This is a genomic window from Ralstonia mojiangensis (assembly GCF_023955645.1).
GTDB classification, from domain to species: domain Bacteria; phylum Pseudomonadota; class Gammaproteobacteria; order Burkholderiales; family Burkholderiaceae; genus Ralstonia; species Ralstonia mojiangensis.
This window is the reverse complement of sequence record NZ_JAMXHU010000002.1, coordinates 126,505-145,646: the sequence shown is the minus strand read 5'-3', so window position 1 is coordinate 145,646 and position 19,142 is coordinate 126,505. Positions and strand designations below refer to the sequence as shown.

The window sequence follows — 19,142 nt, the reverse complement described above, 5'->3', positions numbered from 1 at the left end:
CGCCGTTTTCCATGTGCGGCGCGGTGACCTTTCTTTTTGCCATGACTGCACCTGACACTTCCGCCGCTTCCGATAACGCCACGCCGGCCAAACCCAAGTATCCGGTGACCCCGGAGGTGGCGCACGCGATGGAAGTGTCGCTGCGCGGCTGCGACGAACTGTTGATCGCTGCCGAATGGGAGCAGAAGCTGGCCAAGAGCGCCGCGACCGGCGTGCCGCTGCGCATCAAGCTGGGGCTGGACCCGACCGCGCCCGATATCCACATCGGCCACACCGTGGTGCTCAATAAGATGCGTCAGTTGCAGGACCTGGGGCATCAGGTGATCTTCCTGATCGGCGATTTCACCTCGACGATCGGTGACCCGTCCGGCCGCAATGCCACGCGCCCGCCGCTCACGCGTGAGCAGATCGAGACCAACGCGCAGACTTATTACCGTCAGGCCAGCATGGTGCTGGATCCGAGCAAGACTGAAATTCGCTACAACAGCGAATGGTGCGACCCGCTGGGCGCGCGCGGCATCATCCAGCTTGCCGCCAAGTACACCGTCGCCCGCATGATGGAACGCGACGATTTCACCAAGCGCTACAAGGCCGGCGTGCCAATTTCGGTGCACGAATTCCTCTACCCGCTGATGCAGGGTTACGACTCGGTCGCGCTCAAATCCGACCTGGAGCTGGGCGGCACCGATCAGAAATTCAACCTGCTGGTCGGCCGCGAATTGCAGAAGGAATACGGCCAGGAGCCGCAGTGCATCTTGACCATGCCGTTGCTGGTTGGCTTGGACGGCGTGGAGAAGATGTCCAAGTCCAAGGGCAACTACGTTGGCATCAGCGAGGCGCCGAACGAGATGTTCGGCAAGCTGATGAGCATCTCCGACGACCTGATGTGGACGTACTACACGCTGCTGTCGTTCCGCCCGCTGGCCGAGATCGATTTGATGAAGCAAGAGATTGCGCTGGGCCGCAACCCGCGCGATTGCAAGGTGCTGCTGGCGCAGGAGATCGTCGCCCGCTTCCACAGTCAGGCCGATGCCGAACGCGCGCTGGAAGATTTCAACCACCGCGCGCGCGGCGGTGTGCCGGACGATATTCCGCAGATCGAGTTGGCCGGCGCGCCGCTGGGCATTGCGCAGCTGCTCAAGCAGGCCGGTCTCTGCCCGTCCACGTCGGATGCCAACCGCAACATCGAGCAGGGCGGCGTGAAGATCGACGGCACCGTCATCAGCGACAAGGGCCTGAAGGTGGATGCCGGGACATTTGTGATGCAGGTCGGCAAGCGTCGCTTCGCGCGCGTGGTGCTGAAGTGATCGGGCTGATCCAGCGTGTGTCCGAGGCGGCGGTCCGTGTGGACGGCCGCGTCGTCGGCGAGATCGGTCCGGGTTTGCTCGCACTGGTCTGTGCCGAACGCGGGGACACCGCCGCCGAGGCCGATCGTCTGCTCGAGAAGCTGCTGAACTATCGCGTGTTCTCCGACGCGCAAGGCAAGATGAACCTGCCCGTGCGCAACATCGACGGCAACGGGCAAGCGGGCGGATTGCTGGTCGTATCGCAGTTCACGCTGGCGGCCGATACCAAGTCCGGCACGCGGCCGAGCTTCACGCCTGCCGCCGCGCCGGAAGATGGTCGCCGCCTGTACGAACACTTCGTCGCGCGCGCGCGTGCCGAGCATCCCATCGTGGCGACGGGCGAGTTTGGCGCCGACATGAAGGTGTCGCTCGTCAACGATGGTCCGGTCACGTTCTGGCTGCAGATTGCGCCGCAAGCCGCTGCATCTGTTGCCAAGACCGCCACGCCGGAAGCGGCCAAATCTGTCTGATTCGATCGGGAACCCTGTGATGCCACGCGCCGCCGCCATCCCCCTGCCGATGCCGCAGATCACGCACATCGTGCTGATCCGCCACGGCGAGACCGACTGGAACCGTGAACGCCGCCTGCAAGGCCAGCTCGACGTACCGCTGAACATGCAAGGGCTCGAGCAAGCGGCACAGTTGGGCAAGGCACTCGCGCGCGAGCAGTTCGATGCGGTCTATGCGAGCGATCTGTCGCGGGCCAAGCAGACGGCGCAGGCCCTGGCAGATGAAGTGGGTGTAGCCGTGCGCGACGACGCCGGTTTGCGCGAGCGCTGCTACGGCCAGTTTGAGGGCCTGACCTACGCTGAAGTTGCCGCACAGCATCCAGCAGACTTTGATGCCTGGCAAAACCGTGTGCCCGAGTTCGCCCCGCCCGGCGGCGAGACCCTCACTGAATTCCACGAACGTGCGGTCGAGACTGCGCTTCGCCTGATCCGTCGCCACCCCGGCGAGCGCATCGCGCTGGTCAGCCACGGCGGCGTGCTCGATTGCCTGTATCGCCAGGCCAACGCCATGACGCTCACCGAGCCGCGTCAGCATGAGCTGCGCAACGCGAGCATCAACCGGCTCTCATCCGACGGCCATCAACTGACCGTGTTGCAATGGGGCGATGTCGCGCACCTGGATTTGCTGGTGCTCGACGAGGTGGACCGCCGCGTTCCCTAAACCTTCAGCCGGAACGGCGTGAAGTTCGTATCGCGGTCGTAGTAATCCTCATTTTCGGTGCGCTTGAGGAAGGCGACGACGCGGTAGGTAAGCGGCGTTGCGACAATCTCCCAGCCGGTCTTGAGGATGTATTGCGCGATGGCCACGCGCAGCACCTGTTCGTGCGGCCAGATGCCGTAGAAGGCGATCACGTAGAACAGCGACGAATCGACCGCCTCGCCCACCACCGTGGACCCGACAATGCGCGTCCACAGCCATTTTCCTTCCGTAGCGATCTTCATCTTCGCCAACGTGTAGCTGTTGGCAAAGCTGCCACACCAGAACGCGATGAGCGACCCGGCGACGATGCGGGGCGTGTTGCCGAACACGTCGTTCAGGCTCTTCTGATAGTCCGCCATGAATGGTGCTACTGGCAGCGCCAGCACGACCAGCGACATGAACGACGCGAAGATCAGTGCGGCAAAGCCGGCCCACACCACGCGCCGGTCGCGCCCGTAGCCGTACACCTCGGTCAGGATGTCGCCAAAGATGTATGAGATCGGGAAGAACAGCACACCAGCGCCAAACGTGACCGGTCCGATGACCGGCAGCGTGACCTGCGCCGCCTTGGCCGCGCCGATCAGGTTCGAGCACAGCAGCACCGTGACAAAGGCGGCCATGACGAAGTCGTAGTAACGGAACGTGCGGTTCGGATGGTGCGGGGCGGCGGACATGTCGGGGCGGGCGGCGCTGGTGGAAGCTTATTGATTGTCGTCCCAGAGCTCTCGCACAGGCCCGCTCTTGGGGGCGCCCAGCCCGAAGTGCTGGTATGCCGAGGCTGTTGCCACCCGCCCGCGCGGCGTGCGCTGCAGGTAGCCCTGCTGGATCAAGTAGGGCTCAAGCACGTCTTCAATCGTGTCGCGCTCTTCGCCGATGGCTGCCGCCAGGTTGTCGATGCCGACCGGCCCGCCGTTGAACTTGTGCAGGATCGCTTCGAGCAGCTTGCGATCCATCAGGTCGAAGCCGACTGCATCCACGTCGAGCATGGCCAAGGCGGCATCGGCCACTTCGCGCGTGATGACGCCGTCGGCCTTAACCTCGGCGTAGTCGCGCACGCGGCGCAGCAGGCGGTTGGCGATACGCGGCGTGCCGCGCGAGCGCTTGGCAATTTCGAGTGCACCTTCATCCACGATATGGGCGTTCAGCAGGCCCGACGAGCGCGTGACGATCTTCGCCAGTTCGGCCGGCGTATAGAACTCCAGCCGCGCGACGATCCCGAAGCGGTCACGCAGCGGGTTGGTCAGCATGCCGGCGCGCGTGGTGGCCCCCACCAGCGTGAACGGCTGCAGATCGAGCTTGACCGAGCGCGCCGCCGGGCCCTCGCCGATCATGATGTCGATCTGGTAGTCCTCCAGCGCCGGGTACAGGATTTCTTCCACCACGGGCGAGAGCCGATGAATCTCGTCGATGAAGAGGACGTCGTTGGCTTCGAGGTTCGTGAGCAGCGCCGCCAGATCGCCGGGGCGTTCCAGCACGGGGCCGGAAGTCTGGCGCAGGTTGACGCCCATTTCGCGCGCGATGATGTGCGCCAGCGTCGTCTTGCCGAGGCCTGGGGGGCCGAACAGCAGCACATGGTCCAGCGCTTCGCTGCGGTTCTTGGCCGCGGTCATGAAGATGTCGAGCTGGCCGCGCACCTTTTCCTGGCCGACATATTCGTCGAGCAGCTTGGGGCGCAGCGCGCGCTCGAACGCCTCCTCGTTGGGGGAGGCGGGGGAGGCTGAGATGATGCGCTCAGCAGAGACAGCCTTGGCGGCGAGCTTGTCGGTTTCGATCATGACGGGCAGACGGCGCCGGGAAGGCGCGAGCAGGCCATTCTACCGTCTTGCCGCGCCGGGGCGTCAGCCCTTGGACAGCGCCTTGAGCGCCAGCTTGATCCCCTCGGATACGCCTGTGCCGGCCGGCACCTGCTTGATGGCCAGCGCCGCTTCCTTGTCGGAATACCCCAGCGCCAGCAAGGCGTTGAGCACGTCGACCGCGTCGTCCGAGACGGCCGGGCCGCCCGGCACGGCACCGAGGTCAGCGCCCAGCTTGCCCTTGAGTTCGAGCAGCAGGCGTTCGGCCGTCTTCTTGCCGATCCCCGGAATGCGTGTCAGCCGCCCGGCTTCCTGCAGCGTGACGGCCTGCGCGAGTTCGGCCACTGACATGCCCGACAACACCGCCAGCGCGATGCGGGCGCCGATGCCCGAAATCTTGATGAGCTGGCGGAAGGTTTCGCGCTCGGCGGCGGTGCCGAAACCGTAGAGCAGGTGCGCGTCCTCGCGCACGATCTGTTGCGTGAGCAGGACGACCTTCTCGCCGGTGGCGGGGAGGTTGTAGAACGTGCTCATCGGCACGTCGATCTCGTAGCCGACGCCGTGGCAATCGACCAGCAGGTGCGGCGGGTTCTTTTCGATCAGCGTCCCGGCGATGCGTCCGATCATGGGTGGGGTTCCTCCTCCAAAACGGGACGCAGTGTAGCCGAAACCTACTGCGCGGCCCGATCCAGGCTCGGCCGCTCGCTACGGTTCCGACGCGCGAAGACTAGCGTTTGAAGGTCGACACGGCCTGACGCCCGACGGCAGGATCGTCGGTGAAGAAGCCGTCGACGCCAGCGCGCAGGAATGTCTGGATCTCCGTCATCGAGCCGTTGACGTTGCGCGTGTTGTCCGCACCGCTGCGCAGCGACGGCGGCAAAAAGGTGTTCTCGGGGCGGAACGTGTACGGGTGGACGAGCAGCCCGGCGTTGTGCGCGTTGCGGATCAGATCGGTCGGGTCGGTCAGCTTGCCGTTCGCGTCGAGGCCCATGATGCTGCTTTTGTCCGGGCCGACACCGTTAGCGTATGCGGCAATGTCGCGCATGCCTTGGCCGGTCATCATGTCGCCGAAGGTGCGGCTGTCTTTGGCGACCACAAAGTCGTAGGGCTGTCGTCCGGATGAGCCCATCAGCTGCACGAGCTTCCAGTTTGGCTGGCTGCTGCCGATCTTGTTGCGGATGGCCTTGAGGTTGGCGACTTCGAACGACTGGATGTAGACCGTCGTACGGCTGGCGGTGAAGGCATCGCGGCGCAGGCCGTCGATCAGCCGGTCTTCCAGCGGCAGGCCGATCGACTGGAAATACGTCGGGTGTTTCGTCTCCGGATAGATTCCGATGTTGCGGCCGAGCTTGGCGGATTGGTCACGCGCCAGCGCGATGATCTCGTCGAGTGTGGGGATGTCGAACTGATCGTTGTAAGCGACGTTGTCGGGGCGGATGCTGGGGATGCGCTCGCGTGCGCGCAGCGTTTTCAATTCACCCAGCGTGAAGTCTTCCGTGAACCAGCCCGTGACGCTCTGGCCATCGATCGTCTTGGTGGTCTTGCGGCCGGCAAACGCTGCCACGTCGGCCACGTTGGTCGTGCCGGAGATTTCGTTCTCGTGGCGCGCAACCAGCACACCGTCTTTGGTGGAGACGAGATCCGGCTCGATGATGTCCGCGCCGTCGTCGATGGCCTTCTGGTACGAGGCCAGCGTGTGCTCGGGCCGCAATGCAGGCGCACCGCGATGGCCGATTACCTGGACGGTGGCGATGGGTGTGGTGTTGCCGCCGCCGCCGCCGCCGTGGTTGTATTCCAGCCGGCAGGCGGACAAGGCCAGCGAGGCAATCAAGACGAACGGGCTCAGCAGGACGAGACGGCGCAGCATCGGGGGCTCCTGAAGACGGGTACCCCGCATGGTAGTCGCCGCGTGTGGGTGCAGCTACCCACCGTCTTTAAGAATCCTGTCAGCCGACGAGGCGCCCGCGCCGCACGCGCAAGCCCTTTTGCGCAAGCTGCGGCGCCAGCCCGGCCATGGCAGCGAGCGTTTCGCCGCCGTGCGCATGGCAGATCGCCACGCCCAGCGCGTCGGATGCATCCGCCCCGGGTTTGCCTTCGAGGTTGAGCAAGCGCACGACCATTTCCTGCACCTGATCCTTGTTGGCGCGTCCGTAGCCGACCACGGCTTGCTTCAGTTGCAGCGCGGTGTATTCGAACACGGGCAGGTTGCCGCTCATCAGGCCGCAGATCACCGCGCCGCGCGCCTGACCCAGCAGCAGGGTCGATTGCGGGTTGACGTTGACGAACACCTTTTCGATGGAAGCGCAATCCGGCTGGTATGTGCTCACCAGTTCAGAGACGCCGTCGTACAGCGTCTTCAGGCGACTGGGCAGGTCGGCATTGCCGTTGCTCTTGATCGTGCCCGAGGCCACGTAGACGAGCTTGTGGCCGTGCCGTTCGAGCACGCCGAAACCCGTGGTGCGAAGGCCGGGGTCGATGCCGAGGATGCGCATGAAATGGAGCTGAGCAGAAAAGAAAAACGGGGCAGGCGCCAGTCTACGCCTTGCCCCGCTGATCGGTCGAACGACCGTGCCGTTTAGTGGCGGAAGTGGCGGGTGCCCGTGAAGATCATCGCCACGTTGCGCTCGTCGGCGGCGGCGATCACTTCATCGTCGCGCACCGAGCCGCCCGGCTGAATCACGCACGAGGCGCCCGCATCGACCACCACGTCCAGGCCGTCGCGGAACGGGAAGAACGCATCCGACGCCACGGCCGAACCGGCCAGCGTCAGGCCCGCGTTCTGCGCCTTGATGCTGGCGATGCGTGCGGAATCCACGCGGCTCATCTGGCCGGCGCCCACGCCCAGCGTCATGCCGCCCCCGCAGAACACGATGGCGTTGGACTTGACGAACTTGGCAACGCGCCAGGCAAACATCAGGTCGTCCATTTCCTTCGGCGTCGGGTGGCGCTTGGTGACCACGCGCAGCTCGCTCGGCTGCACGTTCTTGGCATCCGGGCTCTGCACCAGCAGGCCGCCGCCAACGCGTTTGAAGTCGTACGCGTTCACGCCCTTGCCCAGCGGAATTTCCAGCACGCGGACGTTCTGCTTGCCTGCGAACACGGCTCGTGCGCCTTCCGAGAAGCCCGGGGCGATCAGCACTTCGACGAACTGCTTGGCGACAATGTGCGCCGCGGCTTCGTCCAGCGGCACGTTGAAGGCGATGATGCCGCCGAAGGCCGAGGTCGAGTCGGTCTTGAAGGCCTTTTCATACGCCTCTTGCGCGGTGCCGCCGATGGCCACGCCGCACGGATTAGCGTGCTTGATGATCACGCATGCGGCGCCCTTGGCCGGGTCGAACGACTTCACGCATTCCCACGCGGCGTCGGCGTCGGCGATGTTGTTGTACGACAGCTCCTTGCCCTGCAGTTGCTTGTAGGCTGCCAGCGCGCCGTCCGTGGCCTTGAGGTCGCGGTAGAAAGCGGCGGATTGGTGCGGGTTCTCGCCATAGCGCATTTCCTGCACCTTCTCGAAGGCCAGGTTCAGCGTTTGCGGATAAGCGCTGCGCGTGCTGTGCGACTTGTCGGCGCCCAGGCTCGTCAGGTAATTCGTGATCGCGCCGTCGTACTGCGCGGTGTGCGCGAACACCTTCTTGGCCAGCATGAAATTGGTCTCGTAGCCAACCGTGTTGTTGTTGGCCTGCATTTCGGTCAGCACGGTGGCGTAGTCGGCCGGGTCAACGATGACCGTCACATCGCGGTGGTTCTTGGCAGCCGAGCGCAGCATGGTCGGGCCACCGATATCGATGTTCTCGATAGCGTCGGCCAGCGAGCATTCGTCCTTGGCGACCGTCTGCTGGAACGGGTACAGGTTCACCACCAGCAGGTCGATGGTCGGGATGCTGTGTTCGGACAGCGCGGCCATGTGCTCGGGCAGGTCGCGGCGGGCCAGGATGCCGCCGTGCACCTTCGGGTGCAGCGTCTTGACGCGGCCGTCGAGCATTTCCGGAAAGCCCGTGTAGTCCGCCACTTCCGTCACGGGCAGGCCGGACTCGGCGAGCAGCTTGGCGGTGCCGCCGGTGGAGAGGAGCTTGACGCCGCGCTCGTGCAGGGCACGGGCAAAGTCGACGATGCCGGTCTTGTCGGAAACGGAAAGCAGGGCTTGCTGGATCATGGTGGAAACGCCGGTGGGCGGGTGTGGCGCTGGGTTTGCCGAACTGGCAGGAGGCGCCGTCAGAAAGGAAATCGGTTCAAAGGTCGGCCTGCGACCTCAGATGAGGCCGTGCTGCTGCAACTTCTTGCGCAGCGTGTTGCGGTTGATGCCGAGGTAGTCGGCCGCCTGCGACTGGTTGTTGGAAGCCCATTCCATCACGGTTTCCAGCAGCGGCCGCTCAATGGCCTGCAGCACCATGTCGTAGACGTTGGACGGGTTCTCGCCGTCCAGGTCACGGTAATACGCATCCAGGCTGTCGCGGATGCAACGTTCGATCGGGTTGCGGCTCATGCGGCAAGCAGTTCCTTGTTGTTGTCGTTGTTGCCCGTCGTGGGGTGGTCGCCACCGGTGGCCTGGTCTTCGTAGACCAGACGGTCGGACAGCGCACGCTGCTCGTCGAAGAACGCGTTGACGGCGGCCAACTGGGCCGCGGTGTCCTCGATGGTGTTCATGCGGTGGCGGAACAGGTTGGCCCCCGCCAACCCGCGCGTGTACCAGGCGATGTGCTTGCGTGCGGTGCGCACGCCGGTGTATTCGCCATAGAACGCGTAGTGCTCTTCCAGATGCGCATTCATGATGCCGCGAATCTCTTCCACTTCCGGCGCCGGCAGCAGCGTGCCGGTTTGCAGGAAGTGGGAAATCTCGCGGAACAGCCACGGGCGCCCCTGCGCCGCGCGGCCGATCATGATGGCGTCGGCGCCGGTCACGGCCAGCACGTGCTTGGCCTTGGCCGGCGTGGTGATATCGCCGTTGGCCACCACCGGAATGCGCACCGACGCCTTGACCGCGGCGATTGTGTCGTATTCAGCATCACCGTGATACAGATCGGCGCGCGTGCGGCCGTGCACGGTCAGCATGCTGATACCGGCATCCTGCGCAATGCGCGCCACGCTCAATGCGTTGCGGTGTTCGCGGTCCCACCCGGTGCGGATCTTCAGCGTCACAGGCACGCGATCGCCCACTGCGCCGACCACGGCCTCGACGATGCGCTGGACCAGCGGCTCGTTCTGCAGCAGAGCGGAACCGGCGGCCACGTTGCATACCTTCTTGGCCGGGCAGCCCATGTTGATGTCGATGATCTGCGCGCCGCGATCGACGTTGTAGCGTGCGGCCTCGGCCATCATCATCGGCTCGGCGCCGGCAATCTGCACGGCGATTGGTTCGACCTCGCCCGTGTGGTTGGCGCGCCGCATCGTCTTCTCGCTTTTCCACAGCTGCGCGTTGGACGCGACCATTTCCGACACCGCATAGCCCGCGCCCAGCCGTTTGCACAGCTGACGGAACGGGCGGTCCGTCACGCCCGCCATGGGGGCGACGAACAGGTTGTTGCGGAGGGTATGCGGTCCGATCTGCAAGGCTGGCGAGGAGAAGCGGCTGAAAGAAACGAAAAATCACCCCTTCCGCCCAGAGTCGGATGACGATCGGGCGGAGCGACGGGAGTGAAAAATGCGAGGACGGGATTTTACCGCCAAACCGCCGGATTGCCTAAATGTTGTGCACAAACTATGCGGCAGTGCGGTCGGCGGCGGGGTTCTTGCCTTGGCTAGCGCTAGCGGAACCGCTGCAGGCCGTAGGGGCGGGCGTCGATGAAAGGCGCGCGCTCGCTGATCAGATCGGCGATGAGTCGGGCGGTGCCCGGCGCGCCCGTCATGCCCAAATGGCCGTGCCCGAACGCGAAGAGCACGTTGCGATGGCGCTCCGAGCGGTCGATGACGGGCAAGCTGTCGGGCAAGGAGGGCCGATGGCCCATCCATTGGCTGTCATCCGAGAATCTGAGGCCCGGAAAGAGCTGTTGGCCCTGTTGCATGAGGATGCGCGCGCGGCGGTAGTCGGGCGGCGCGTCCAACCCGCCGATCTCCACGGTGCCGGCAATGCGCAATCCGCCTTCCATGGGCGTGGCGATGAACTTGCGCTCGCAATCCATGATCGGCCGCGAGGGCTGCACGGTGGGCGCGCGCAGCGTGGCGTGATAGCCGCGTTCGGTGTCGAGCGGAATGCGGATGCTGGTGAGCTTCGCGCCCAGCCGCATCGACCACGCACCGGCGCACAGCACGAGCTTCGACACCGGCAGCGTGCCGCAATCGGTGTGCAGCCGCGTCGGGCCGCCGTAGTCGCTTCGGCCGAATTCCACGTCCAACACCTTGCGGCGCATGAAGGTGCCGCCCGCTGCGGCAAAGTTGGCCGCCAGCGTCTTGACCAGCCGTTCCGGATTGACCGTGAAACCGTTGTCCGGCAGCAGCAAACCGGATTGGATGTCGGCGGCCAATGCGGGCTCCAGTTCGCGGGCTTCACCGGCGCTCACGGCTCGCGAGCGTACGCCGGTGGCATCGCGAATGGCTTGCGCCAGCACATCGCCCGACGAGCGCGCCAGTGTGCGCCACACATACAAATGGCCGCTCTGACGGATCAGGCCGTCGTATTGCGCGGCGTCGAGCAGGTTGCGATAACCGGGGAAGGTCGCGCTGAAAAGACTCGCCAGCGGCTGCGCCGTCGCACGGGCCTGCGCCTCATTGCCCGCGAGCACCCATTGCAGCAGCCAGGGCAACGCGCGCGGCAGATAGGGCCAACGCACCGTCAGCGGACCCATCGGATCGGCCAGCCACTTGGGCACCTGCTTGAGCATGCCCGGCAGCGCCATCGGCACGACCGACGCCACGCTCAGGCAGCCGGCGTTCCCGAACGAGCAGCCTTCGCCAATGCCGGCCTGATCGAGCAGCGTGACCTGATGGCCTTCCCGTTGCAGTTGTAGCGCGCACGCCGTGCCGACAATGCCGGCGCCTACCACCGTGATCTGCTGGCGATCGCCAGTAGCGCTGACCTCGGGAGTTGCCACGCGTTAGCCCCGCTGCCCGAACATCATCTGCCTGGCCAGCCCGTGCTTGAGCGGCGGCAGGCATTCCAGCAGCGTCAGCGCCGCGCCGCGCAGGTGGCCAAAGGGCCGGCCCGGCACGGCAAACGCGCGCGGCAGCAAATCGGTCAGGCCGATGGTGACGGCGCGGTCAAACGCGCGTTCGCGGGCGAAACGGGCGAGAGTTGCCGCCGTTGCCCCATCCCGAAGCGCACGCGCCATTTCGAACGCATCGCGCAGGCCGAGGTTGAAGCCCTGGCCCGCCACGGGGTGGATCGTCTGCGCGGCATTGCCGATCGCGGCGACACGGCGGTCGACCGGAATGCGCTGGGCATGCAGCCCGAGCGCGAATGTGTGGCGCGCGCTGGCGTGCGTGAAGCGGCCCATGCGCTCGCCAAAGGCAGCGCTCAGTTCAGCGAGGAAGGCGTCGTCAGGCAACGTTGCGCGTCGGCGTGCTTCGTCGGGCGCGCAGCACCAGACGAGCGCATAGCCGGGACCTTGCGCGTCATCCTGCGGCAGCAATGCGAGTGGGCCTTGGGGTGTGAAGCGCTCCCACGCCCAGCCTTCCAGCGGCGCGCTGCAGCGCACGTGCGCGACGATGGCGGTCTGGCCGTAGTCGCGGCGCCGCGCGTGGCCGATACCGCCTTGCTGTTTGCGTGCGTCGTCGAACAAGCCGCCTTCGGCCTGGATGACGACTTCGGTTTCGATGGCCAGCGGATGACGCCCTTCGCGTAGCGCACGCACGCGGGCGGGCGCGACGGTGCCGTCAGCACGTGGCAGTTGCTCGACGCGCTCCACGGGCGTGTGGTCGTAGCGGGTGAGGCGATTCGGGTAGCGCGCCATCTGCGTGGCAAGTGCGGCGTTGAGCGCGGCGCTCAGGTCGCCGTATTGCACGACGTGGCCGAGCGCGGGGACGTCGTAGTCTTCACGGCAGATATGCGCCTGCCCGAAGTGACCGCGCTGCGAGACATGAATGTGCGTGATGGGCGTGGCGCGCGTGGGCCAGCCGCCAATCTCCTGCAGCAGCACGCGCGAGCCATGCGAGAGCGCCAGCGAGCGCGGGTCTCGCGCGGCGGCTTCGGCATCGCGCGCATCGAACAGGGCGATGCGCCAGTCGGTGTCGCGCAGCAACCAGTTCGCCAGCGCCAGCCCGACAGGCCCCGCGCCGACGATGGCGACGTCGAAGTCCGGGGGGGCGCTGTTCGCTGTGATGCTGTCGGTCATGCCTGGCTCCGCATCACCAGTTCGATTTCGTCTGGGGCCACGGGCACGTCGCGCGTGATGATTTCGCAGCCTTCCGGCGTGACGATGGCGTCGTCTTCAATGCGGATACCGATGTGCCAATACTGTTCCGGCACGCCGGGCGCGGGGCGCACGTAGATGCCGGGTTCGACGGTCAGCACCATGCCGGCTTCCAGCGGGCGCCACGGGCGTTCGCCTTCGGCGGGGGCGGCGGTGCCAGGCGTGCGGTATTCGCCCACGTCGTGCACGTCCATGCCGAGCCAGTGGCCGGTGCGGTGCATGTAGAACTGGCGGTATTGACCACCGGCGATCACGTCATCGAGGGTGCCGACCTTGTTGGCGTCGAGCAGGCCGGTGTCGAGCATGCCTTGCGCCAGCACACGTGTGGCAGCGTCGTGGGGCACGTTATACGGCACGCCTGGGCGCGTTTCGGCAATGGCGGCTTCCTGCGCGGCAACCACGAGCTCATACAGCTCGCGTTGCGGGGCGGTGAAGCGGCCGTTCACGGGGAACGTGCGGGTGATGTCCGACGCGTAGCCGTCCAGCTCGCAGCCGGCGTCGATCAGGCAGAGATCGCCGTCGCGCAGTTCGGCGTTGCCCGCGCGGTAGTGCAACACGCACGCGTTGGGGCCCGTCGCCACGATGGAGTTGTAGGCGACGCTTTGCGCACCGTGGCGGCGGAATTCGTACAGCAGTTCGGCTTCGAGATGGTATTCACGCAGCCCGGCGCGCGAGGCCTGCATGGCGCGCACATGCGCTCCAGCAGAGATGCGTCCGGCGCGGCGCATGATGTCGAGTTCGCTCGGGTCTTTGAACAGGCGCAGCTCGTCGAGGATGGCGCGCACGTCCAGCGCCTGGTGCGGCGACGACACCCCCGCGCGGCCCTGCATGCGCACCGCGTCGAGCCAGCGGCGCATGCGGCGGTCGAACGTGCCGCTTTCAGCCAGCGGATATGCCACGGCGGCAGCGTTGGCGAGCAGCTTGGGCAGCGTCGCGTCGATCTCTTCCACCGAGTGCGCCTCATCCAGGCCGAAGGCTTCCTTCGCGGCTTCGGGGCCGAAGCGGAAGCCGTCCCAGATTTCGCGCTCTTCATGCTTCGGGCGACAGAACAGCACGCTGCGCGCGGGCGCGCTGCCCGCGGGTACCACGATGGCGAGCACCGCTTCGGGCTCGGTAAAGCCGGTCAGGTAATAGAAGTAGCTGTCGTGCCGGTAGGGGTAGTCGCTGTCGCGGTTGCGCATCGCTTCGGGCGCGGTCGGCACGATGGCGACTCCGCCCCCCGCCGCGCGCAGCCACTGCACGACGCGCTCGCGGCGCTGGCGATAGGTCTGGAGGAAAGCGAGTTCAGTGGCGGACATGGCGTGTTTTCCAGCGGCAGAAAGGATGCGTCGATTGTAACGCCGCGTCTGACGGGGATTCCGGGAGGGGCATGGCCACACCCAAAAGGAGACTTGTGCGGTGCGGACGGCCTCTCCTAAAGTCTCGGGCGGCGGCCGCCGTTAATACTGACCTGTTTTGTATCCCGGTTGCGACCTCCGCCTGCAGTGGATTGGCCGCATTGGATCGGCCTGCCCAGGAGAACCGATGCTCGCCAGCAGTTACAACCCTCTTCTCGTCCTGCTTTCCCTCTTCGTGGCCATCCTGGCGTCGTATACGGCGCTGGATATGGCGGGACGTGTCGTCACCGCACACGGCCGCGCGGCGTTGTCGTGGCTCATCGGCGGCGCCTCGGCCATGGGGCTGGGCATCTGGTCGATGCACTTTGTCGGCATGCTGGCGCTGAACCTGCCGATTCCGGTTGGATATGACGTCGGGATCACGCTTGCGTCGCTCGCCATCGGTATCGGGGCGTCGATGTTTGCGTTGTGGCTGGTCAGCCGGCGTGAATTGCCGTGGCCGCGTCTGGCGGGCGGCGCGCTGCTCATGGGCGCGGGCGTCGCGGGCATGCATTACACCGGCATGGCCGCGCTGCGCATGAGCCCGGGCATCCAATACGACCCCGCGCGGTTTGGGCTGTCAATCGTGATTGCAGTGCTGGCCTCCGGCGTGGCGCTGTGGATCGCGTTCCGCCTGCGGCGGCAGTCGCGACGCGTTCGTGCACTGCGTGCCGGTTCGGCGGTGGTGATGGGCGTGGCCATCGTCGGCATGCACTACACGGGCATGTCGGCGGCATCGTTTCCATTCGGCAGTGTGTGCGGCGCTGCGCACACCGGCGCGAGTGCCGAATGGCTGGCGTTGGTCATCATCATCGTGACGCTGGCGGTGCTGGCCATCGCGCTGATCATCTCGGTGCTCGACTTGCGCATGGAAGCGCGCACCGCCTTGCTGGCGAATTCACTGGCCGCGGCCAATAAGGAGTTGGCTTACCTCGCGCTGCACGACAACCTGACCAAGCTTTCCAACCGCGTGCTGCTGGAAGACCGCCTGACCCAGGCGATCCGCACGGCCGAACGCGAGAAGCGCCGCTTCGCGCTGATGTTCATGGACCTGGACGGTTTCAAGGCCGTCAACGATGTCTATGGCCACCATGTGGGCGATCTGCTGCTGATCGACGTCGCGCAGCGCATCGGCGCGCGGGTACGCCAGCAGGACACCGTAGCGCGTGTCGGCGGCGATGAATTCGTCGTGCTCGCCTACGTGGACGATCCGGAAGACGCCGGCACCCTGGCCGACGCGCTGCTGGAGGTGGTGCGCGAGCCCTTCATGGCCGGCGGTCACGAGTTGCGCGTTTCCACCAGCATCGGCATCGCGATCTACCCGGGCGACGGCGGCAACCAGCACGATCTGCTGACCAATGCCGACGCGGCGATGTACCACGCGAAGGGCTTGGGCCGCAACGCCTACAGCTTTTTCGAGCCCTCCATGAATGCCGACGTGCATCAGCAGTTGCAGCTCGTGCAAGACCTGCGACGGGCGGTCGAGCGCAACGAACTCGTGCTGCACTATCAGCCCAAGTTCAACGCGCCCAATGGGCCGATCATGGGCGTGGAGGCGCTGGTGCGCTGGCAGCATCCGCAGCGCGGTTTGGTGCCCGCCGACGAGTTCATCCCGCTGGCCGAAAAGACCGGCCTGATCGTGCCGCTGGGCGCGTGGGTGCTGGACGAAGCCTGTCGCCAGATGGCGCAATGGCACCGCGAGGGGCGCACCGCCTGGACGGTCGCAGTGAATCTATCTGCGCTGCAGTTTGGCCATGCCGCGCTCATCGACACCGTGCGCGACACGCTCGCGCGCCATGCGCTGGACCCGCGCAGCCTGACGCTTGAGATTACGGAGTCGACCGCCATGCGCGATGTCGATGCCAGCTTGCAGATCCTGCAGCAGCTCGACGCGATGTGCGTGCGGATTTCGATCGACGATTTTGGCACCGGCTATTCCAGCCTGCTGTATCTCAAGCGTTTGCCGGCCAGCGAGCTGAAGATCGACCGCGGCTTTGTGCGCGATCTGGCGCACGACACGGAAGACGCGGCTATCGTCTCGGCCATCGTGGCACTGGGCCAGACGCTGAACCTGCGCATCGTCGCAGAAGGTGTGGAGACGGCCGAGCAGCAGGCGTTCCTGACGCGGCTCGGTTGTCACTCGCTGCAAGGTTACCTGCTGGGCCGCCCGATGACGGCGGAATCATTGAGCGCCGCGATGGCGTAAGCGCTTAGCGCGCCGCGAGTTCTGCGTCGAGTGCGGCCAGCTGGGCGGGCGTGCCGACGTTTTCCCACCGGCCGTCGAAGCGTTCACCGGTGGCGCGACCTTCGGCGATGGCCTGGTGGTACAGCGGCGTCATCGCCAGTCGCGAGCCGGGCGTGATGCCGGCAAATAGGCGCGTGTCGTACAAGCCGATGTTGCCGAACGTGAGGCGCTCAGCGCCGTCAGCGTGGAGCGTGCCTTCGCTATCCAGCGCGAAATCGCCGCGCAGATGGTAGGGCGGATTGGGCACCATCACCAAGTGCATGCCGGGCGTCGCTTGCGCGGCCATTGCCGGCGCTCGGTCGCACAGTGCGGCGTAGTCGTAATCGCAGAACACATCGCCGCTGACGGCAATGAATACGCTGTGCCCATCGCCGGCATGCAGCAGCGGCATCGCCTGGGCGACACCGCCCGCCGTCTCCAGCGCTTGCCCTTCTGGCGAATACGCGAGGCGCACGCCCCACTTGCTGCCATCCCCGAGCGCGGCTTCGATCTGCGCGCCGAGCCACGCGTGGTTGATGACAATGTCGCGCACGCCGGCCGCGGCCAAGCGCTCGATCTGCCAGACGATCAGCGGTTTGCCGCCCACGTTGAGCAGAGGCTTGGGCGTGTGGTCGGTCAGCGGGCGCATGCGGTCGCCGCGGCCCGCCGCAAAAATCATGGCACGCGTCGTGGAATTCAAGCCATCACCTTCATGAGAATCAGCAGCACAGCCATGCCGCCGGCGATGGTCCACATCGCGCTCTTCGTCACCCGTGCGATGACGATGGCGACGATGCCGGCAAGCAGGCGAGGGTTGTCGACCGACACCGCGAGCGCGCTGTCGCGCATCAGCAGGTCGGGCGCGATCAGCGCGGTCAGCATCGCGGCCGGCACGTAGGGCAGCGCGTTGCGGAACCACATCGGCAGGTTCATGCGCCCTTCCAGGGCGATGAACGATAGGCGGATCAGGTAGGTCGCCGCGCCGGCAATCAGCAGCACGCCGAAGAGGATCAGGGCTTTCATGCAGCAGCCCCCTTGTTGGACGGCCGAGCCAGCAAGCGCTCAACCAACGCGCCGACGGCAATGCCCACGCACGCCGCGCTCATCAGCCCGAGCTTGTGCGGCCAGCCCGTCCACGCGACGGCCAGCGCGGCGCCGGCCAACGCTGCAGCCAGTTGCGCGCGCGTGCGCAGCGCCGGCACCACGATGGCGATGAACGTGAGTGGCAGGAAGAAGTCGAGCGGCCATGTCGTAGGCACCTGCGCGCCCAGCAGCACGCCAACGATCGTCGACGCCTGCCAGCTTGACCACAGTGCCACGCCAGCGCCAAGGAAATACCAGTGGCGGAAGGCGGCTTCCTCGCTGCCGGGCTGCGCGGTGACGACGCGGCGGTTCATGGCGGCGAAGGCTTCGTCGGTCAGCAGATAGGCGATCAGCCATTTCCAGCGGCGAGGGAGGTGTGCCAGCGCCGGCGCAATGCTGGCCGAATACAGCGCGTGCCGCAGATTCACCATCGAGACCGTCGCCGCAATCACCAGCGCCGGCGCGCCACCGGCCCACAACTGCACAAGAATCATCTGCGAGGCGCCACCGAAAACGATGGCGCTCATCGCGACGGCAAGCCACGCGGGCATGCCCGCGGACGTGGCCAGCACGCCGTAGATCATGCCGAACGGCACCACGCCGAGCAGCATGGGCGCCAGTGCCAGCATGCCGGCGCGAAACTCGACGGCGCGGGGGGAAGCCATCAGAACGTGTAGCCGATCTTCTGTGCGCGATCTTCGAGTTGATCGAGCAGGCGGGCCAGCGGTGCCAGCGCGTTGTAGCGGCTGCACACGCGGCGCAGGTAGGCGATGAAGCGCGGGGTGTCTTCCACGTAGCCGTTCTTGCCGTCTCGGTAGCACAGGCGCGCGAAGATGCCGGCCACTTTCAGATGGCGTTGCGCGCCCATCCATTCGAGGGCGCGGTAGAACTCGCCGAAGTCGTCATCGACCGGCAGCTTGGCTGCGCGGGCAGCTTCCCAGTAGCGCACGGCCCAATCCAGCTCCTGCTCTTCATCCCACGACAGGAAGGCGTCGCGCAGCAGCGAGGCGGCGTCGTAGGTGATCGGTCCGTAGACGGCGTCCTGGAAGTCCAGCACGCCCGGCTGCGATGGGTCGGCCGCGTTGATCATCAGGTTGCGCGGCATGTAGTCACGGTGCACGTACACGCGCGGCTGGGCCAAGGCGCTGTCGACCAGCAGCTTGAACACCTTGTCGAGCGATTCGCGCTGCGTGGCGTCCAAAGGGCGTTGCAGGTGGCGATCGACATACCAGTCGGGAAACAGCGACAGCTCGCGGCGCAGCAGCGCTTCGTCGTACGGAGGCAGCTCTCCCTCGCGCGAGGCCAACTGCCACCGCACCAGGGTATGGATGGCCGGGCGGAACAGCGTATCGGCGTAGGCGAGGTCGAAATTGCGTTCGCGCAGCGATTGCAGATACGTTTGCGGGCCCAGGTCGGTCAGCAGGAGGAAGCCCTGCGCGAGATCCTGCTCCAGCACCTGAGGTGCATGCACGCCGGCGCCATTCAGCAGGCCTGCCACATGGACGAACGGGCGGCAGTCTTCCTGCGGCGGCGGGGCGTCCATGACGACCAGCGTGCCGGGTTTGCCACTGACTGCGCTGTCCAGGCGGAAATAGCGGCGGAAGCTGGCATCGGCCGAAGCGGGCTGCAGCGTGTCGATGCGCAGGCCGCGGGCGGGGGGCAATGTGCCGAGCCAGTCGCGCAGTTGACTGAGGCGTGCGTCGGTTGCGCCTGCTGCGGCGCCAGGGGTCGAAGCCATGCTGAGAGAATGCTGGAATGAGGCTGGAAGGAAG

The 19,142-nt window shown here is 66.0% G+C and carries 19 protein-coding genes; 4 read left to right on the top strand and 15 right to left on the bottom strand.

Annotated elements, in window-relative coordinates:
• The first annotated feature begins 41 nt into the window (after positions 1-41).
• Genes tyrS through NG898_RS07350 form a run of 3 tightly spaced genes read left to right on the top strand, consistent with a single transcriptional unit; the run spans position 42 to position 2,516 of the window.
• Positions 42-1,307, top strand: coding sequence for a tyrosine--tRNA ligase (gene tyrS, locus NG898_RS07360; RefSeq protein WP_252691739.1), 1,266 nt, complete (start codon positions 42-44; stop codon positions 1,305-1,307).
• Positions 1,304-1,816, top strand: coding sequence for a D-aminoacyl-tRNA deacylase (dtd, locus tag NG898_RS07355; protein ID WP_252691738.1), 513 nt, complete (start codon positions 1,304-1,306; stop codon positions 1,814-1,816). Before tyrS ends, dtd begins: the two co-directional genes overlap by 4 nt.
• A 19-nt stretch (positions 1,817-1,835) precedes the next feature.
• Entirely contained in the window at positions 1,836-2,516 is a 681-nt protein-coding gene (locus tag NG898_RS07350; protein WP_252691737.1) for a histidine phosphatase family protein, read from the top strand.
• Here NG898_RS07350 and NG898_RS07345 read toward each other — a convergent pair.
• From NG898_RS07345 to NG898_RS07295, 11 genes are all read right to left on the bottom strand, one after another.
• The gene (locus tag NG898_RS07345) at positions 2,513-3,229 is read right to left on the bottom strand and encodes a queuosine precursor transporter (RefSeq protein WP_252691736.1); all 717 of its coding nucleotides are present in this window, start codon (positions 3,227-3,229) and stop codon (positions 2,513-2,515) included. The two genes, NG898_RS07350 and NG898_RS07345, sit on opposite strands and share 4 nt — an antisense overlap.
• 27 nt (positions 3,230-3,256) lie before the next feature.
• Positions 3,257-4,330 carry a Holliday junction branch migration DNA helicase RuvB gene (ruvB, locus tag NG898_RS07340; protein ID WP_252691735.1) on the bottom strand — a complete coding sequence of 358 codons (1,074 nt, stop codon included), beginning with the start codon at positions 4,328-4,330 and terminating at the stop codon, positions 3,257-3,259.
• Between the two features lie 63 nt (positions 4,331-4,393).
• The gene (gene ruvA, locus NG898_RS07335) at positions 4,394-4,975 is read right to left on the bottom strand and encodes a Holliday junction branch migration protein RuvA (protein WP_012761185.1); all 582 of its coding nucleotides are present in this window, start codon (positions 4,973-4,975) and stop codon (positions 4,394-4,396) included.
• A gap of 100 nt (positions 4,976-5,075) precedes the next feature.
• Positions 5,076-6,215 carry a glycerophosphodiester phosphodiesterase gene (locus NG898_RS07330; protein ID WP_252691733.1) on the bottom strand — a complete coding sequence of 380 codons (1,140 nt, stop codon included), beginning with the start codon at positions 6,213-6,215 and terminating at the stop codon, positions 5,076-5,078.
• Between the two features lie 79 nt (positions 6,216-6,294).
• The gene (ruvC, locus tag NG898_RS07325; protein ID WP_024976629.1) at positions 6,295-6,840 is read right to left on the bottom strand and encodes a crossover junction endodeoxyribonuclease RuvC; all 546 of its coding nucleotides are present in this window, start codon (positions 6,838-6,840) and stop codon (positions 6,295-6,297) included.
• A gap of 83 nt (positions 6,841-6,923) precedes the next feature.
• A complete protein-coding gene (purH, locus tag NG898_RS07320) occupies positions 6,924-8,498 on the bottom strand; it encodes a bifunctional phosphoribosylaminoimidazolecarboxamide formyltransferase/IMP cyclohydrolase (protein WP_252691732.1) in 1,575 nt (524 codons plus the stop codon).
• Between the two features lie 96 nt (positions 8,499-8,594).
• Positions 8,595-8,828, bottom strand: coding sequence for a Fis family transcriptional regulator (locus NG898_RS07315; protein ID WP_004635563.1), 234 nt, complete (start codon positions 8,826-8,828; stop codon positions 8,595-8,597).
• Positions 8,825-9,892 carry a tRNA dihydrouridine synthase DusB gene (gene dusB / locus NG898_RS07310; protein ID WP_252691730.1) on the bottom strand — a complete coding sequence of 356 codons (1,068 nt, stop codon included), beginning with the start codon at positions 9,890-9,892 and terminating at the stop codon, positions 8,825-8,827. Before dusB ends, NG898_RS07315 begins: the two co-directional genes overlap by 4 nt.
• A gap of 194 nt (positions 9,893-10,086) precedes the next feature.
• Positions 10,087-11,370 carry an NAD(P)/FAD-dependent oxidoreductase gene (locus NG898_RS07305; protein ID WP_252691729.1) on the bottom strand — a complete coding sequence of 428 codons (1,284 nt, stop codon included), beginning with the start codon at positions 11,368-11,370 and terminating at the stop codon, positions 10,087-10,089.
• A 3-nt stretch (positions 11,371-11,373) separates the two neighbouring features.
• Positions 11,374-12,609 carry a UbiH/UbiF/VisC/COQ6 family ubiquinone biosynthesis hydroxylase gene (locus NG898_RS07300; protein WP_252691728.1) on the bottom strand — a complete coding sequence of 412 codons (1,236 nt, stop codon included), beginning with the start codon at positions 12,607-12,609 and terminating at the stop codon, positions 11,374-11,376.
• Complete coding sequence (locus NG898_RS07295) at positions 12,606-13,985, bottom strand: aminopeptidase P N-terminal domain-containing protein (RefSeq protein WP_252691727.1); 1,380 nt, start codon at positions 13,983-13,985, stop codon at positions 12,606-12,608. The genes NG898_RS07300 and NG898_RS07295 overlap by 4 nt, the downstream gene beginning before the upstream one ends.
• A gap of 226 nt (positions 13,986-14,211) precedes the next feature.
• On the opposite strand from NG898_RS07295, the gene NG898_RS07290 reads away from it, so the two are divergent.
• Complete coding sequence (locus NG898_RS07290) at positions 14,212-16,269, top strand: putative bifunctional diguanylate cyclase/phosphodiesterase (protein ID WP_252691726.1); 2,058 nt, start codon at positions 14,212-14,214, stop codon at positions 16,267-16,269.
• Positions 16,270-16,273: 4 nt separating this feature from the next.
• Here the strand turns inward: NG898_RS07290 and murU are convergent, their stop codons facing one another.
• The 4 genes from murU to NG898_RS07270 are packed head-to-tail and all read right to left on the bottom strand — an operon-like array spanning position 16,274 to position 19,108.
• Entirely contained in the window at positions 16,274-16,966 is a 693-nt protein-coding gene (gene murU / locus NG898_RS07285; protein ID WP_252692496.1) for an N-acetylmuramate alpha-1-phosphate uridylyltransferase MurU, read from the bottom strand.
• A gap of 17 nt (positions 16,967-16,983) precedes the next feature.
• Positions 16,984-17,310 (bottom strand): AzlD domain-containing protein, encoded by a 327-nt coding sequence (locus NG898_RS07280; RefSeq protein ID WP_252691725.1) that lies wholly within the window; start codon positions 17,308-17,310, stop codon positions 16,984-16,986.
• Entirely contained in the window at positions 17,307-18,035 is a 729-nt protein-coding gene (locus tag NG898_RS07275; RefSeq protein ID WP_252691724.1) for an AzlC family ABC transporter permease, read from the bottom strand. The genes NG898_RS07280 and NG898_RS07275 overlap by 4 nt, the downstream gene beginning before the upstream one ends.
• The gene (locus NG898_RS07270; protein WP_252691723.1) at positions 18,035-19,108 is read right to left on the bottom strand and encodes an aminoglycoside phosphotransferase family protein; all 1,074 of its coding nucleotides are present in this window, start codon (positions 19,106-19,108) and stop codon (positions 18,035-18,037) included. Before NG898_RS07270 ends, NG898_RS07275 begins: the two co-directional genes overlap by 1 nt.
• Positions 19,109-19,142 lie beyond the last annotated feature (34 nt).

Excerpts from the sequence above, each read along its gene's own strand:
- NG898_RS07290 (WP_252691726.1), top strand. The coding sequence starts at position 14,212 with ATGCTCGCCAGCAGTTACAACCCTCTTCTCGTCCTGCTTTCCCTCTTC.
- NG898_RS07295 (WP_252691727.1), bottom strand. The coding sequence starts at position 13,985 with ATGTCCGCCACTGAACTCGCTTTCCTCCAGACCTATCGCCAGCGCCGC.
- NG898_RS07300 (WP_252691728.1), bottom strand. The coding sequence starts at position 12,609 with ATGACCGACAGCATCACAGCGAACAGCGCCCCCCCGGACTTCGACGTC.
- NG898_RS07345 (WP_252691736.1), bottom strand. The coding sequence starts at position 3,229 with ATGTCCGCCGCCCCGCACCATCCGAACCGCACGTTCCGTTACTACGAC.
- NG898_RS07275 (WP_252691724.1), bottom strand. The coding sequence starts at position 18,035 with ATGGCTTCCCCCCGCGCCGTCGAGTTTCGCGCCGGCATGCTGGCACTG.
- ruvA (WP_012761185.1), bottom strand. The coding sequence starts at position 4,975 with ATGATCGGACGCATCGCCGGGACGCTGATCGAAAAGAACCCGCCGCAC.
- NG898_RS07280 (WP_252691725.1), bottom strand. The coding sequence starts at position 17,310 with ATGAAAGCCCTGATCCTCTTCGGCGTGCTGCTGATTGCCGGCGCGGCG.
- NG898_RS07270 (WP_252691723.1), bottom strand. The coding sequence starts at position 19,108 with ATGGCTTCGACCCCTGGCGCCGCAGCAGGCGCAACCGACGCACGCCTC.
- NG898_RS07330 (WP_252691733.1), bottom strand. The coding sequence starts at position 6,215 with ATGCTGCGCCGTCTCGTCCTGCTGAGCCCGTTCGTCTTGATTGCCTCG.
- NG898_RS07350 (WP_252691737.1), top strand. The coding sequence starts at position 1,836 with ATGCCACGCGCCGCCGCCATCCCCCTGCCGATGCCGCAGATCACGCAC.
- ruvB (WP_252691735.1), bottom strand. The coding sequence starts at position 4,330 with ATGATCGAAACCGACAAGCTCGCCGCCAAGGCTGTCTCTGCTGAGCGC.
- tyrS (WP_252691739.1), top strand. The coding sequence starts at position 42 with ATGACTGCACCTGACACTTCCGCCGCTTCCGATAACGCCACGCCGGCC.
- ruvC (WP_024976629.1), bottom strand. The coding sequence starts at position 6,840 with ATGCGCATCCTCGGCATCGACCCCGGCCTTCGCACCACGGGTTTCGGC.
- NG898_RS07315 (WP_004635563.1), bottom strand. The coding sequence starts at position 8,828 with ATGAGCCGCAACCCGATCGAACGTTGCATCCGCGACAGCCTGGATGCG.
- murU (WP_252692496.1), bottom strand. The coding sequence starts at position 16,966 with ATGATTTTTGCGGCGGGCCGCGGCGACCGCATGCGCCCGCTGACCGAC.
- purH (WP_252691732.1), bottom strand. The coding sequence starts at position 8,498 with ATGATCCAGCAAGCCCTGCTTTCCGTTTCCGACAAGACCGGCATCGTC.